This window comes from Delftia sp. K82 (genome assembly GCF_002193035.1).
GTDB classification, from domain to species: Bacteria; Pseudomonadota; Gammaproteobacteria; order Burkholderiales; family Burkholderiaceae_C; genus Comamonas; species Comamonas acidovorans.
In genome coordinates this window covers 2,279,162-2,294,480 of the sequence record NZ_MYFL01000001.1, presented here as the reverse complement: position 1 = coordinate 2,294,480, position 15,319 = coordinate 2,279,162, and the positions used below count along the sequence as shown (strand labels likewise).

General features: G+C 64.5%; 9 protein-coding genes and 1 pseudogene. 2 read left to right on the top strand and 8 right to left on the bottom strand.

What is annotated here, in order from left to right:
- Positions 1–170: 170 nt before the first annotated feature.
- From KDK82_RS10120 to KDK82_RS10080, 8 genes are all read right to left on the bottom strand, one after another.
- Positions 171–2,168 carry a TonB-dependent receptor gene (locus KDK82_RS10120; RefSeq protein ID WP_088164774.1) on the bottom strand — a complete coding sequence of 666 codons (1,998 nt, stop codon included), beginning with the start codon at positions 2,166–2,168 and terminating at the stop codon, positions 171–173.
- Positions 2,169–2,488: 320 nt separating this feature from the next.
- Positions 2,489–3,937 (bottom strand): D-serine/D-alanine/glycine transporter, encoded by a 1,449-nt coding sequence (gene cycA, locus KDK82_RS10115; protein WP_088164773.1) that lies wholly within the window; start codon positions 3,935–3,937, stop codon positions 2,489–2,491.
- A 266-nt stretch (positions 3,938–4,203) separates the two neighbouring features.
- Complete coding sequence (locus KDK82_RS10110; RefSeq protein WP_065345843.1) at positions 4,204–4,614, bottom strand: polyhydroxyalkanoate granule-associated phasin; 411 nt, start codon at positions 4,612–4,614, stop codon at positions 4,204–4,206.
- Between the two features lie 82 nt (positions 4,615–4,696).
- Entirely contained in the window at positions 4,697–5,788 is a 1,092-nt protein-coding gene (locus tag KDK82_RS10105; RefSeq protein ID WP_088164772.1) for an MBL fold metallo-hydrolase, read from the bottom strand.
- A gap of 168 nt (positions 5,789–5,956) precedes the next feature.
- Entirely contained in the window at positions 5,957–7,591 is a 1,635-nt protein-coding gene (locus KDK82_RS10095) for a DHA2 family efflux MFS transporter permease subunit (protein WP_088164771.1), read from the bottom strand.
- 45 nt (positions 7,592–7,636) lie between these two features.
- Complete coding sequence (locus KDK82_RS10090) at positions 7,637–8,998, bottom strand: efflux RND transporter periplasmic adaptor subunit (protein WP_088164770.1); 1,362 nt, start codon at positions 8,996–8,998, stop codon at positions 7,637–7,639.
- Positions 8,999–9,130: 132 nt separating this feature from the next.
- Positions 9,131–10,606: an efflux transporter outer membrane subunit gene (locus tag KDK82_RS10085; protein ID WP_088165482.1), complete on the bottom strand. Its 1,476-nt coding sequence runs from the start codon at positions 10,604–10,606 to the stop codon at positions 9,131–9,133.
- Between the two features lie 91 nt (positions 10,607–10,697).
- Positions 10,698–11,234, bottom strand: a complete 537-nt coding sequence (locus KDK82_RS10080; protein ID WP_043791990.1) for a MarR family winged helix-turn-helix transcriptional regulator — start codon at positions 11,232–11,234, stop codon at positions 10,698–10,700.
- 595 nt (positions 11,235–11,829) lie between these two features.
- Between KDK82_RS10080 and KDK82_RS33430 the strand changes: the two are divergent.
- Both KDK82_RS33430 and KDK82_RS33120 read left to right on the top strand, forming a co-directional pair.
- Positions 11,830–13,392: pseudogene (locus tag KDK82_RS33430) on the top strand (DUF6531 domain-containing protein); the annotation flags it as partial.
- 495 nt (positions 13,393–13,887) lie between these two features.
- Positions 13,888–15,319: hypothetical protein (locus KDK82_RS33120; protein WP_256974440.1), on the top strand; the 1,432-nt coding region annotated here is incomplete at its 3' end.

The following is a 15,319-nucleotide window of genomic DNA, read 5'->3' as shown; positions in this document are numbered from 1 at the left end:
CCTCGCCATGAAAATGGCCCCCACGCTCCCCCTGCTGCGCAAGGTCCGCTGCCCCCCGAGGGGGAGTTTTTCATCTTGGGGCGGCCCGGCGATGAAAAAAGCGCCCGTCACAACGGGCGCTTTGTCTGGGTCAGCGCAAGGGCCGATAACGCGCCATCAGGACCGCGCCATCAGAACCGCGCCGTCATCCCCACGAAGTAGGTACGGCCGCCGTTGTCGTAGTTGGCGCCGATGGTGCGGGTTTCCTTGTCGGCCAGGTTGATGATGCCGGCGCGCAGGGTCAGGGTGTCGGTCACGTTGTAGTTCATGGACACGTCAAAGGTCGTATAGGCCTTGGCGAAGGTGGTGGCCGTGCCCGTAGTCACGACTTCCTTGCCCACGTGGCGGGCGCTGAACATGGCGGACCAGCCCTGGCGGATCTGCCACTGCAGCGACGAGTAGATGGACAGCTCGGGCACGGCCAGCAGCGAGGCGCCCGTGCTCAGGTTCTTGGACTCGAACATCTTGGTGATGTTGGTGTTCCAGGTCAGGCCCTTGGCCAGGGGAACGTTCACGAAGCCTTCCAGGCCGCGCGTGCGGGCACGCTGGGCGTTGGCCATGCGGGTCCACCAGAAGCCGTTGTAGAAGCCCAGCGGCTGGTAGTCGATCTTGTTCTTGAAGTTGGTGTGGAAGTAGGTGGCACCCAGCGCCCAGCCATTGCGGTCCCAGCTGGTACCCAGCTCGAAGTTGGTGCTGGTCTCGGGCTGCAGGTCGGGGTTGCCGGCCATGTAGCAGCCGCGCGTGCCGTCGGCGTTGACGCTGGTGTTGGTCCAGCCCATGCCGGCCAGGCTGCGGCAGCCGTTGCCCCCAGATTGCGTGGCGGCGCTGGCCGAGTTTTCCTTCAGGTTGGGTGCACGGAAGCCGCGCGAGACGCCGCCGCGCACCGTCCACTCCGAGGCCGGGTGGTAGACCAGGTAGGCGCGCGGGCTCCAGTTGTTGCCGTATTTCTGGTGGTGGTCCATGCGCAGGCCCAGCGTCAGCGCCAGGTTCTCGCGCAGGAAGATCTGGTCCTCGCCGAACAGCGCCCAGGTGGTGGCGCTCAGGCCCGAGCCCGAGACCGGGCGCCCCGTGTAGTCGATGGGAGCCAGGCCGATGGTGTCGCGGTTGTCCAGCGACTCGCGGCGCCACTGCATGCCCAGCGTCATGGCCTGGTCCAGGCCCCACAGCTTCAACGGCTTGTCGATGCGGCCGTCCAGCGTGGTTTCCTTGGAGTTGTTGCCGATGGTGTCGCCCTTGTCCTCGTACTTGTTGTGCACAAGGTTGAGCTTGGAGGTCAGGTCGCCCCAGCGGCCGTCATGGCTGAGGCCGAACTTGGTCTGCTCCAGCTTGCTCAGGCCCCAGGGATAGACCACCTGGTCGCCCGATGCCGTGCGCGCGTCGGAGCCCGTGGCGCGCTGGATGCCTTGCGCGGCCTCGATGCCGATCACCTGGTCGGGCGTTAGCTGCCAGTTGAGCAGGGCGTTGAGGTTTTGCTTGCGCGAGCCGGCCGTCGATTGGTACGTGCCCGGGAAGCCACCCGTGCTCTCGTCGGCTGCGCGGTCCGTGTAGTTGCCGCCCAGGCGCAGGCCGAACTTGTCGGACAGCGGGCCGCTGATGTTGAAGCCCAGCTGGCGCGTGTCGCCGCGGTCGCTGTCGGAGGGCTTGCTGTAGTTCAGCGTGGTCGAGCCGCTCCAGCGCTTGCCGATCTTGCGCGTGATGATGTTGATCACGCCGCCCATGGCGTCGGAGCCGTACAGCGAGGACATGGGGCCGCGCACCACCTCGATGCGCTCAATCATTTCGGGCGAGATCCAGTCCAGATCCTGCGAGCCCAGGTCGTCGCGGTAGTTGATGCCGGCCGAGTTGCCCTGGCGCTTGCCGTCCACCAGGATCAGCGTGTACTTCTCGGGCAGGCCGCGCAGCTTGATCTTGGACTGGGCGCCCGTGCCGGACAGGCCGCCGGTCACGCCGGGAATGGTGGACAGCAGCTCGCCGATGCTGGTGACGGGCTTGCGCTCGATGTCCTCGCGGGTGATCACGCTGATGCTGGCCGGCGCTTCCTTGATGTCCACGGCCGTGCCCGAGGCGGTCACCACCACGGTGGACAGGGACGTGTCGGCCTTGTTGTCGGCTGACTGGGCATGGGCCATGGCTGTGCATGCCAGGGCGGCGCAAAGAGGAAGCGGGCGGAGCACCGAGATTCTGACCATCTTTGTAAAGTTCCGTTTTGGTTAAAAATCAAGGTGCGAATGATAACGATTTGTATCCACATCTTTTTGTTGGCGTAAAGACAGTTGTTTTTTTGTTCACTCGTTATCTAACTGCTGGACAGGCCAAAGATGCTGTGCACAAGTTTGGTGCGCATCAAGAGGGGCAGCGGAGGCGCTGAAGGGGGCGCAGAGGGAGCGCGGGCGCCAAAGGCACCCTGCAATGGCCGCCCCCATGCGCAGGGGGAGCGGCCGGGAGGTGGTCAGCGCGGTTCGGCTGCCGTGCCCGCAAGGGCGGTGGAGCGCTCCGCCGACTGGCGCGATGCCTGGCGGCGCACGAACTGGTAGGCGATGGCCAGCAGGGCAAACCAGGCCGGCGTCACCACCAGCGCCTGGCGCGTGTCGGCCTGCAGGGTGAGCAGGCCCAGGATGGCGGCAAAGAACACCAGGCAGGCCCAGCACATGGCCACGCCGCCGGGCATCTTGTAGCGCGAAGCCTCATGCAGGGCCGCGCGCTGGCGCCGGTAGGCCATGTACGACAGCAGGATCAGCGACCACACGAACATGAACAGAATGGCCGATACCGTGGTCACCAGCGTGAAGGCTTCCACCAGATCGGGCACCACCCACATCAGAAACGCGCCGGCCAGCAGGCAGGTGCACGAAAACAGCAGCCCGCGTGAGGGCACGCTGCTGCGCGACAGCCGGTGGAAGGCCCGGGGCGCATCGCCCTTGAGCGCCAGGCCGTAGAGCATGCGGCTGGTGGAGAACACGCCGCTGTTGGCCGACGAGGCGGCCGAGGTGAGCACCACGAAATTGATCACGCCTGCGGCGGCCGGCAGGCCTGCGAGCACGAACAGCTCCACGAACGGGCTCTTGCCGGGCACCACGTCGCGCCAGGGGGTGACGGCCATGATGGCGATCAGGGCCAGCACGTAGAACACGATGATGCGCACGGGAATCGAATTGATGGCGCGCGGCAGCGTGCGCTCGGGATCCTTGGCCTCGGCCGCCGTGGTGCCCACCAGCTCGATGCCCACGAAGGCGAACACCGCGATCTGGAAGCCCGCGAAAAAGCCCATCATCCCGTTGGGGAACATGCCGCCGTCGTTCCAGAGGTTGGACAGGCTGGCCGCACGCCCCGCAGGCGAGACGAAGGCGGCACCCACCATGTACAGCCCCGTTGCCACCAGGGCCACGATGGCCACGATCTTGATCATGGCGAACCAGAACTCGATCTCGCCGAACAGCTTCACCGTCAGCAGGTTCAGGCCCAGCAGCAGGCCCACGCAGGCGATGGCCGGTGCCCACTGCGGCAGGTCGGGGAACCAGAACTGCGAGTAGGCCGAGATGGCGATCACGTCGGCAATGCCCGTGACGATCCAGCAGAACCAATAGGTCCAGCCCGTGAAGAAGCCGGCCCAGGGGCCGAGCAGGTCGGACGAGAAGTCGATGAAGGAGCGGTACTGCAGGTTGGACAGGAGCAGCTCGCCCATGGCCCGCATCACGAAGAACAGCATCACGCCGATGATGGTGTAGACAAAGATGATGGACGGGCCGGCCAGGCTGATGGTCTTGCCCGAGCCCATGAACAGGCCCGTGCCTATGGCCCCGCCGATGGCGATGAGCTGGATATGGCGGTTGGTGAGATTGCGCTGCAGGTCGTCTTGACCGTGCAGGCCCTGGCCGGTTGGCGGGGCCTTGTGTGTCATCAGAGAACTCCGGGGAAGACTGGCAAAGCGATGGCAGAAAGGGGGGAATCCGCCTGCCGCGGCCGTGTTTTCAGTCTCTGCATGGAGTCCATGCCTGGAAATGCGGCAGCGCAGCAAAACGGAACGAAGGCCGCGAGGATACCCGAACCTCGCCCTCGCATCGGCCCTGCCGCGCTGCCGCGCTCCGGTGAATGGAGCGGGCTTGATATGGGTGGATCAGCCGCGTTGAGCAGCGATCAGTCGCACTTAACCGTGCTTGGCCGTGCTCAGCCGCGCGCCAAGCGCTTGGCATTGGCCACCGCCGTGCGGTGCACGGGGGCCAGGCCCTTGCCCACCACGCCCCACATGGCGTTTTGCCATTGCGAGGCCTGCGATGCCAGGGCTCCGCCGTTCCAGGTGGAGGTGCTCCAGGGTGTCCAGCACATGCGCATCCAGGCCTGCATCAGGGCCTGGCTGGCGACCATGGACTGCATGCCCATCGCCGCCCAGGATTGCTGGAAGGCTGTCTGTTTCTCGGACACCATGCGTGTGAATTCACGCCGGTCCCGCGCGGAGGGATTGGCGCCTGCCATGGCCATGCGGGTGAGGCGATGGGCCACGACCTGGGGCGCTGCGACGGCCAGGTCGGTGGCCTGGCGGGCGACCAGGGCGGCCCGGGGATTTTTGCGATTTGCCATGTGCACTCCTGAAGCTGGGTTCACTTTATCCAGATGGATGCCGGCCCGCGTAGGCCGATGACGCAATGCAGCAAAAACGGATTTAACGCGGCTGGGCCTGTGGCGCTGATGCGGCTGCGTCCTGCACGGCAGGGGATACCAGGGCACGCCACCAGCGCTCGCCTGCATGGGGGGCGGCCAGGTCCACGCGCTCGCCCATCATGGGGGTGGCCACGGCAATGCCGTGCTCGGCACCCAGGGCCAGCACGCGCTCGAAGGGGTCCCACCAGGCATGCATGGCCAGGCTGAAGGTGCCGTTGTGAATGGGCAGCAGCCAGCGTCCGCCCAGGTCGCGGTGGGCCTGCACGGTCTGGGCCGGGTGCATGTGCACATACGGCCAGTGCGGATCGTAGGCGCCGGTTTCCATCAGCGTGAGGTCGAAGGGACCGAAGCGCCGGCCGATTTCCGCAAAGCCGTCGAAATAGCCGCCGTCGCCGCTGAAGAAGACACGCAGCGTGTCGGCGCTTGCCAGGTCCTCGATGACCCAGGACGCCCACAGCGTGCGGTTGCCGTCGCGCAGGCCCCGGCCCGAGAAATGCTGGGCCGGCGTGGCCGTGAAGCGCAGGCCGTCCACCTGCACGTCCTGCCACCAGTCGAACTGGCGCACCTTCTCGGGGGCCACGCCCCAGTCCATGAGCCGGTCGCCCACGCCCAGCGTGCACAGGAAGAAGTCGACCCGGGGCGCCAGGGCGCGGATGGTGGCACGGTCCAGATGGTCGTAGTGGTCGTGCGAGAGCACCACGCCGCGCAGCGCGGGCAGTTCATGCAGGGCGATGGGCGGCGCATGAAAGCGCTTGGGGCCGATGAAGGAAAAGGGCGAGGCGCGCTCGGCAAACACCGGGTCGGTGATCCACCAGCCGCCGCGCAGCTTCATCAGCAGCGTGGAGTGGCCCAGGCGGTACAGGCTGCGCTCAGGCGCGGCGGCCAGGTCGGCCGGGGTGAGCCGCTGCACGGGCAGGGGCGCCGCAGGCTCGGTGTCCTTGGGCTTGTTGAAGAAGAAGTCCCACATCACCTTGGCGTCGGGCTGGGGCGCGTTGGCGGGGCGGGGATGGACGTTGCGAAAGCGCCCGCCCACCGACTGGGGTGATTGGGCGTAGTCGGCAATCGGGGCGCGGAAGATGCGGGGTGTTTTCACGGTGCTCCGTCGGTGTTCAGGCCGCCGCCATCATGGAACCGGTGGCGCAGCCCTGTCGAGATGGTGGTCTTGGCGGCCCGATTCAAGGCGCCTTGCGTGTCGTCATGTAAACAAAAAAGGAGCTGCCCCTGCAGGCAGCTCCTTGTCGTGATGGCCGCAAGCTGGGCCTCAATGGGCGCCGGCCGCCTCGGCACCGCCGGCATGGCCTGCGGGGCGCCTGGTCATCCAGATCAGCACGATCAGCACCAGGAACAGCACGGACGACGCCAGGAAGATGTCGTCCGCCGCCCGCGTATAGGCCTGCTGGTCGATGAGCCGGTTGATCTGGGCCAGCGCCTGCGCCTGGCTCAGGCCTGCGGCCTGCAGCCCCTGCACGGTGACGCCGAACACGCCCTGGCCCTGGATCAGCCCTTCGGTCAGATGGGCGTGGTGCAGCGCGGCGCGGTTTTCCCAGAGCGTAGTGGCGATGGAGGTGCCCATGGCACCCGCCGTGATGCGCACGAAGTTGCTCAGGCCGGCGGCGGCCGGGATACGGTCCGGCGAGATGCCCGACAGCGTGATCGTCGTCAGCGGGATGAAGAAGAACGCCATGGCCCCGCCCTGGATCAGCGTGGGCACCAGGATGTGCATGAAGTCCGTCTCCACCGTGAAGCGCGAGCGCATCCACAGCACCAGGGCGAACACCACGAAGGCGCCCGTGGCCATCTTGCGCGGGTCCCACTGCGTGACCTTGCGGCCCACCAGCGGCGTCAGGATGATGGCGAAGATGCCCACCGGCGCCAGCGCCATGCCGGCCGTGGTGGAGGTATAGCCCATCCACTGCTGCAGCCACAGCGGCAGCAGCACCACGTTGCCGAAGAACAGGCCGTAGGCAATCGACAGCGCCACCGAGCCCGCCGCGAAATTGCGCCGCATGAACAGGCGCAGGTCCACCACCGGGTGCGCATCCGTCAGCTCCCAGACCAGGAAGACCACGAAGCTCACGATGGCCAGCACGCACAGCGTGACGATCTCGCCCGAGGCGAACCAGTCCAGCTCCTTGCCTTTGTCCAGCATCAGCTGCAGCGCGCCCACCCACAGCACCAGCAGGGCCAGGCCCACGGAGTCGATGGGCAGCTTGCGCGTGGGGGTCTCGCGGCTGCGGTAGATGCTCCAGGTCATCAGGGCCGACAGCAGGCCCACGGGCACGTTGATGTAGAAGATCCAGGGCCAGGAGATGTTGTCCGTGATCCAGCCCCCCAGCAGCGGGCCGACCACGGGCGCCACCAGGGTGGTCATCCCCCACAGCGCCAGCGCCACCCCGGCCTTGGCCGGCGGGTAGCTGGACAGCAGCAGTGTCTGAGACAGCGGGATCATGGGCCCGGCGACCAGGCCCTGGAGCACGCGGAACAGCACCAGCATCTCCAGCGACGAGGCAAAGCCGCACAGCCAGGAGGTCAGCACGAACAGCAGCACGCTCATGGTGAACAGGCGCACGGCACCGAAGCGCTGCGTGAGCCAGCCCGTGAGCGGCACCGAGATGGCATTGGCCACGCCAAAGCTGGTGATCACCCATGTGCCCTGGCTGGGGCTGACGCCCACGTCGCCCGAGATCGCCGGAATGGCGACATTGGCAATGGACGAGTCCAGCACGTTCATGAAGGTGGCCAGCGACAGGGCCAGCGTGCCCAGGGCCAGCTGGGCGCCCTTGAGCGGTGCGGGCCGTGCGGGCATGGCAGGCGGTGCCGAGGGTGGCGCGGCAGGCGGCACGGTCGGCCCACCCGGCTGCGCCGGCTCCGGCACGGCGGTGGTAGAGGAAGTCATAGGCAGTCCGCGTAGGTTCTGGGAAGGCGGGGAAGCGATGCCTGCTTACCTGGACTGCGTGGCCTGCGCGTCAACCGGCGCGGAGGCCACTGCGGCTGGCGCCTTGCCCTGTGACCTGTCTTGCGCATCGGCCATGGCAACGGGTGGCAGCTCGGGCAACTGCTTGAGCGGTGCCACGTTCTGGCCTGCCACGATGTGGGCGATGCGCTCCTCGGCCTGCGGCAACGCCATGTCGTAGATGGAGGTCTGGGCCACGGGGGCATTGCGCGTGGCGGTTGCCAGCACTTCACCCTGCTGGTCGCGCACGTCCACCTTGGCCTCCATCGACAGGCCCACGCGCAGCGGGTGCTGGGCCAGGTCTTCCGGCGACAGCGCAATGCGCACGGGCACGCGCTGCACCACCTTGATCCAGTTGCCGGTGGCGTTCTGCGCGGGCAGCAGCGAGAAGGCCGCGCCCGTGCCGGCACCCATGCCGACCACGGTGCCGTGGTAGCTGATCTTGTCGCCGTAGACATCGGCCGTCAGCTCGGTCTTCTGGCCTATGCGCAGCTGGGCCAGCTGGCTTTCCTTGAAGTTGGCATCCACCCAGAGGTTGTGCAGGCCCACCACCGTCATCAGCGGCGCGCCCGAGGCCACGCGCTGGCCCAGTTGCACGCCGCGCTTGGCCACATAGCCTTCCACGGGCGAGACCAGGCGCGTGCGCTGCAGCGCCAGATAGGCCTCGCGCACCTTGGCGGAAGCGGCGATCACGCTGGGGTGCTCTTCGGCGCTGCTGCCCTTGGTCTGGGCTTCGGCAGCGGTCAGCTGTGCCTTGGCGGCGCGCACGGCGGCTTCGGCTGCAGAGGCGGCATTGCCTGCCGTGCGGGCCAGGGACTGGGCGTGGTCGAACTCTTCCTTGCCCACGGCGCCCGTGGCCAGCAGCGGGCGGCGGCGGTCCACATCCTCGCGGGCGCGGGCGGCATCGGCCTGCAGGCGGGCCAGATCGGCCTCGCGCTGTGCCACCTGGGCCACCAGGGGCGCATTGTTGGCGTACAGCGTGCGCACCTGGCGCACGGTCTGGGCCAGTTGCGACTCGGCCTGGGACAGGGCAACCAGGGCATCGGCCGAGTCCAGCTGCACCAGCAGCTGGCCGGGCTTGACGTAGTCGGTGTCGTCGGCGCCGATGCTGATCACCGTGCCGCCGATCTGCGGCGTGATCTGCACCACGTTGCCCGCCACATAGGCGTTGTCCGTGGTCTGGTAGTTGCGCGCCACCATCCAGTGCCAGCCGCCCCAGGCGACGGCGGCCACCGCGACGGCGGCGGCGATGAGGGTCAGGCCCTTGCGGCGGCCCTGCGGATTGGCCACGGGCGAGGCTGCGGCCGGTGCGGCGGCAGGGCTGGGTGCTTGCTTGTTGGTGTCGGTCATGGTGTACGGCGCTTTGTTATCTGTGAATGTGGTTGTGCGGCCGGGGCAGGGAGCTGGCGGTCTGTCACGCTGGCTGGCGGTCTGCCCGGTGGAGGGTCAAGAGTGCGGTGGATTCCTGTGCGGGTTGCGATCTCAGTGCTGGCTGACCTGCACGGCAGCCGTGCCATCGGTCCAGCCGCCGCCCAGCGCCTTCATCAGCGACACGCGTGTGTCCAGCGCGCGGGCGCGCAGGTCCACGTCCAGGCGGCGCTGGGTGATCACCTGGGTCTCGGTGTTCAGCACCGTCACCTGGCTGGCCAGGCCGGCCTTGTAGCGCTGCACGGCAAAGTCGTAGGCGCGTTCGGCCTTCTCCAGCGACTCGGCCTGCAGCTGCTGTTGGCGCGCCAGCGATTGCACGGAAGTGATGGCGTCGCCCGCTTCCTTGACCGCATCGAGCACCACGCTGTTGTACTGGGCGATGGCGGTGTCCAGATCGGCCTGCGTGCCGCGCAACTGGGCGCGCAGGCGCTTGCCGTCGAACAGGGGCAGGCGCAGCGCGGGCGTGATGCCCATCTGGCGCGAGCTGCCCTTGAACAGGTTGTCCAGGCCGATGGCATTGAGGCCGATGAAGGCCGTGAGATTGATATCGGGATAGAAATCCGCCCGCGCACTCTCTATGCCCTGCGTTGCGGACTCCACGCGCCAGCGCGCGGCCACCACATCGGGGCGGCGGCCCAGCAGGTCGGCACCCAACTGGCCAGGCACCGCCTGGATCTGCAGCGCGGCCAGACGGGGCGCCAGCTGCAGCTGCGCCTCGGGCGCCTGGCCGCAGAGCACGGCGATGGTGCGGCGCGCCATCGTGATCTGCTCGTCCAGCATCTCGATCTGGGTGCCGGCATCGGGCAGGCCGGCCTGGGCCTGGGTCAGCTCCACCTGGCTGTCCAGCCCGGCGCGCGTGCGCTGCTGGCTCAGGTCCAGCAGCGACTGGCGCTGGGTCAGCGTGCGGCCAGCCACATCCTTTTGGGCAATCAGGCGAGCCAGCGCCACATAGCTGCGCGCCACCTGGGCCGCCAGCTGGTTGGCGGCGGCGGCGCTGTCGGCCTGGGCGGCACGGGCCTGGCCCAGGGCGGCCTGCAGGTCGGCGGCATGGCGGCCAAAGAAATCCGGCGTCCAGCTCAGGCCGGCCTGCAGGTTGCCGGTGTTGTAGGTATGGCCTGCAATGGGTGCGGGCACCAGGCCGTTGGCGCTGTAGTGCTGGCGCGTGGCGTCGACGCCGAGCGTGCCGCGCACATCGGTGGCCGTGCTGGTGGCCGTGACCAGGGCGGCCGCCTTGTCGAAGCGGGCGCGGCTCATGGCCAGGCTGGGGCTGCCCTGCAGCGCCTGGGCGATCAGGCCGTCCAACTGGGCATCGCCCAGGGACTTCCACCAATCGGCGGCGGGCAGGCTGGTATTGGCGCCTGTCTCGGACTGGGCCGTCAGACCCAGGTCGGCGGCGCCCAGCCGGGCCAGCGGCTCATGGGCCGGGCCCTGGGAAGCACAACCGGCCAGGGCCAGCGCGGCGCACAGGGTGGCCGCTGCGGCGGCCACGCGGCGGGGCGCGGCGGACACGGAAACAAAGGATTTGGGCATGGTGGTCTGCCTGTTGGGGGTCAAGAATCAGGAAATCGGAAACCGGGGCGGAAACAGGGTGGAAACAGGGTGGAAACAGGGGCTGGCGCTGTCAGCCGACAGGCGTGGCAGGCGCAGGGGCCGGCGGCGCAGCTTCCGGCGCGCGCATCGCATCGCCGTTCGCCAGCAGGCGGCGCAGCATGTCCAGCAACTGGCGGGACTCGTCATGGCTGAAGCCGGCCATATGGGCATTCATCACGCTGGACAGCACCTGCGGCACCTTGGCCGCCATGGCACGGCCTTCATCGGTCAGCACCAGCTTGACCACGCGCCGGTCCACCGTGGAGCGCTCGCGCCGCAGCATGCCCTTGGATTCGAGCCGGTCCAGCGCCCGCGTGATGGAGGCCGGATCCAGCCCCAAGTCACGCGCCATGCCGGCATTCGTGGCGTCGCTGCACAGCAGCAGCTTGTACAGCGGCAGCCACTGCACATAGGTCAGCTCATGCTCGGCCAACTGCGCATCGGCCTGCTGGAGGATGGAGCTGAGCACCTTGCGCATGAGGAAGCCCACGCTCTCGAAGGGCGTGTAGCTGCCTGGGCTGTAGAAGTCCGAGGGCTGCAGACCGTTGGGCAGGGGAGGCTGGGTCATGGTGTCTACGGGTGAAATAATTGACTGCGCAATGATTGTTGCGGCAATTATTGCAGAAACACCGGTTGGCCGTGTAGCGCGAGGGTGCCGGGGACAAGGGAAGGGTTATCGGGGGCATGCAGTCGTTATAGCGGTGGAGACCTTGTTGCGGAGCACGGGGGACAGGCTCTCTCATTGCGGAGCGTGGCTATCGGAGCGATGCACTCCTTCCACGGGAAGACGGCAGTAGTTCTCTTTAAAGTGAAGTTTCGGGAACTCTGTCGCTGTTGGTGTGGTGATGGAGTGCAGGTGCTCTGTAAGATGAGCGCGAACCAGAGCATTCGCTCAACTTCCGGCTGACGCGGCATAAGAAAATCACAGTGCTTGATTGGATCGCGTTGATCCTGATTTATTGACTTTGTTTATTATTTTTGGGGGAATAGTGAAAATTTCGTCGTTCGTCAAGATTTCCGTGTTTTTTCTGTGTTTTCTGACATTTATTGACTCGGTGTCTGCAGCAGTTCCTCGTAGCTTCTTTTATAGAGGATGGTTGAATAATCTGGGCTCTGCAAAAGACTATTCGACCCCTGAGGGTTACTGCGCCGACTATGCGGCAATGCGAGCCGGAGATCCACTGGATGACTACAACTTCATAAATCATAAAGTGATCGAGGTTGGTGATGCGGCTGAGTGCTGGGGTTGGGTTCGTTCAAAAAGGGGGGGTGATATATATAATCAATATACTTATGTGGAAATGAGTATTATTAGATTTTGTCCTGAAAATTCCAAAAGTAATAGTTATGGAACCTGCGATTGTAACTACGGAAGCATTGAGCTGAATAACCGTTGTGAAGCTGCTTCGGTTGATATGGAAAGCATGTGTCGCATCAGTGGATACAAAACCCCGTATCCTGTTATTTTGCCGATTGCTCAAAAGTACATGAACGAGGTTGATTACTTTGATGCAGGGGTGAATCCACTATCCATCGAGAGGACCTACCTGCATCGCCGGCGGCAGAATGAATCGCAGATGGGGGCAGGATGGTCTCATTCCTACGCGGTAAGACTTGAGCATGTAAAGAATTCGCAGGGCATTTCGAAAAATGCCCAAATTAACTTTGGTGATGGCAGTTATCTTTGGTTTGATTGGGTCAATGGGGCGTGGGTGGCAAGAAATGGATCAAGTAGTCTGACACAGATGGGTCATGGCTGGATTTTGAATGATTTGCAGAATGGAGATATAAGAAATTTTGATGAATCAGGAAAGCTTCTAAGGCATGAGCAGCGAAATGGCTGGTTTATTGAGTATGAGTATGATGCAGGCGATAGAATCGCCGAAGTACGCAATGGCTTTGGTAGAAGGCTCAACTTTGTTTATGGCTCACAGGGCAAGCTCCAGGATATCGACGTCGATGGCGTGCGCGAAGTTGGATTTGAGTATGATGCCATGGGTAATTTGCAGAAGGTAATTTACAAAGATGGATCAACGATAGGCTATAAATATGAGGATCTTAGATATCCTCATTTTTTGACCGGTGTTACTGACGAAAATAATAATAGATTGTCCACATTTAAATACAATGCAGATGGGCAAGTGATACACACTGAGCGTGCGAATGGGGTGGCTAAATATCAAATTGGATATCCTTCGCAAGATTATGGGGAAACTCAGGTGATAGATCCGTTGGGGCGTCAACGTTTCTATAGGTATAAAAATGCTTTTGGTGTTCTGGAAGTCACTTCCAGTAGTGCGCCGGGTGTGAGTGGGGAAATAGATGCTGCCAGTCGTATTCAAGGCTCTTCTGGATTGCGTGAATCGGAGACCGATTTCAAGGGTGCCAAGAAAACATTTGGCTGGGATCATGGGCGACGCCTGCTGACGAGTGTTACAGAGGCGGTAGGAACGCCTCAGGAACGTACTGCCAACATGGAATGGCATCCTCAATGGAGCTTGCCTTCGAGGATAGTTGAGTCGGGGCGCCAGGCCAGCTACACCTACGACGCGAAGGGACGTCTATTGAGTTTGGCCGTCGGAGATGTGGGCGCAGCCGACAACTCTGCTCCACGCTGGCAGTGGTCTTATGCTGCGTCTGGCCTGGTGGCCTCGGAAACCGCCCCTAACGGTGCCACCTCCAGCTTTGCCTACGATGGTTTCGGGAATCTTTCGAGCACGAAAAATGCTTTAGGGCATTTGGATTATTTTATTCATGGGGCTGGAGGTCGACTGCAATCGCATACTGCCACTACGGGGCTGGCTAGCAGCTTTGAGTATGATTTGCGCGGGCGCCTCATTCGTCTGCAACGTGATGGTGAAGTATCGCTGTATAGGTATCTTCCGTCCGGACAGATGCAAGGTTTGACCGCTTCCAATGGGCATCAGGTCAGCTATATATATGACAATGCCCAACGCTTGATTGGCTGGAATGATAATCGCGGTAACTCTGCTTCATACATCCTGGATAATATGGGAAATCGCTTGGATGAAATTGTTCGAGATGCCGGAAATCAACCAGCGTGGGTGGTGAAACGCACCATCAATAGTCTCAACCGTATTCAACGCCTCACTATCGGCGAAGTGGCGACAGAATTTGGCTATGACGCCAATGGCGACCTGATCAGCAGTGTACGGCCGGCCAACGGGTCAAGCCGTGGCACCAGCATAGGTCTTGACCCCTTGCGGCGAGTCGGCGCTATCACCAACGAAGACAACGCCAGCGCATCGCTGTCATACAACGCCCTGGACGCCGTCACCGCCGCCCAGGACTTCAAAGGCGTCACCACCACCTACACCCGCGACGCCCTGGGCAACGCCAAGGCCGAAACCACCCCCGACGCCGGCAACAGCAGCACCACCTACGACGCCCTGGGCCTGATTGCCACCGCCAAGGACGCCGCAGGTCGCACCCTCGCCGTGCAGCGCGACGCACTAGGCCGTCCCACCGAACTCCAGTACGGCAGCACCGCAACCTCCACGCTGCGCTACGACCTGCCCGGCAACACCTACAACGGCCCCGGCGCCCCCAAGGCCAGCACGGGCCACCTCAGCGAAATCCAGGACCCCGGCGTCACCACCCAGTACCAGCGCGACATCCTGGGCCGGGTGCTGCGCAAGAGCCAGATTCTTGCCAATGGCGACACCAAGTCGCTGATCCACTCCTATGTACCTGCCGGGCAGGGCGGAGGCGGAGAACTGCAAAGCATCACCTACCCCAGCGGCAAGCAGGCCACCTACCTGTATGACAGCACAGGCCAGATCACGGGCCTGCAGTGGAACGGCCAGCCCCTGGTCACCGGCCTGGCCTGGAGCCCGCTGGGCCAGCCCACGGCCTGGCAATGGACGGGCTTTGTGCAGCAGCCCGGCGCCACGGCAGCCCTGGCCGAGCAGCGCGGCTACAACACCGCAGGCCAGCTGGCCAGCAGCCAACTGCTGAACCTGACTTGGGATGCTGCGGGCCGCATCAGCCTCATCCAGCAGCAGCACATGCTGCCGGGTACGGCCGCAGCCCAGCAGGCCAAGCTGTCCAGCGCCTTCAGCTACGACGCCGTGGGGCGCCTCACTGCCAGCGCCCACAGCGCTCCCACAGGCTTGGTGCTGCCCACAGGCTGGAGCCTGGCCGACACCATCGAGCTCAGCGCCTCCGGCTATGCCTGGGACGCCAACGGCAACCGCACCCAGGTGCACTACAGCAATACCCTGGCATCGGGCACGTCCACGCTGCAGCGCAACTACCAGACTGCGGCGGGCACCAATCGCCTGCAAAGCTATGCCCAGACGCTGCAGCGCCCGGGCAGCGCGGCGCAGAACAGCAACGTGACCTTCAGCTACGACGCTGCGGGCGCCCTGGTCAAGAAAGGAGACAACCACCTGCACTACGGCGCAGATGGCCGCATCGCCAAGGCCGGCGAATACGCGGACGCTGCCGACGCAAGAGCCGTCAGCTACGTCTACAACGCCCTGGGCCAGCGCGTGTTCAAAAGCGATGCGCGCGGCGCAGGTCAACCGACCACGCTGCAGACCCTGTACGCCGAAGACGGCATAGGCAGCACCGTGCTGGGCCAGTACGCCAACCAACGCAGCGCCAACAGCGCAGCGCCCGCAGGCCAGA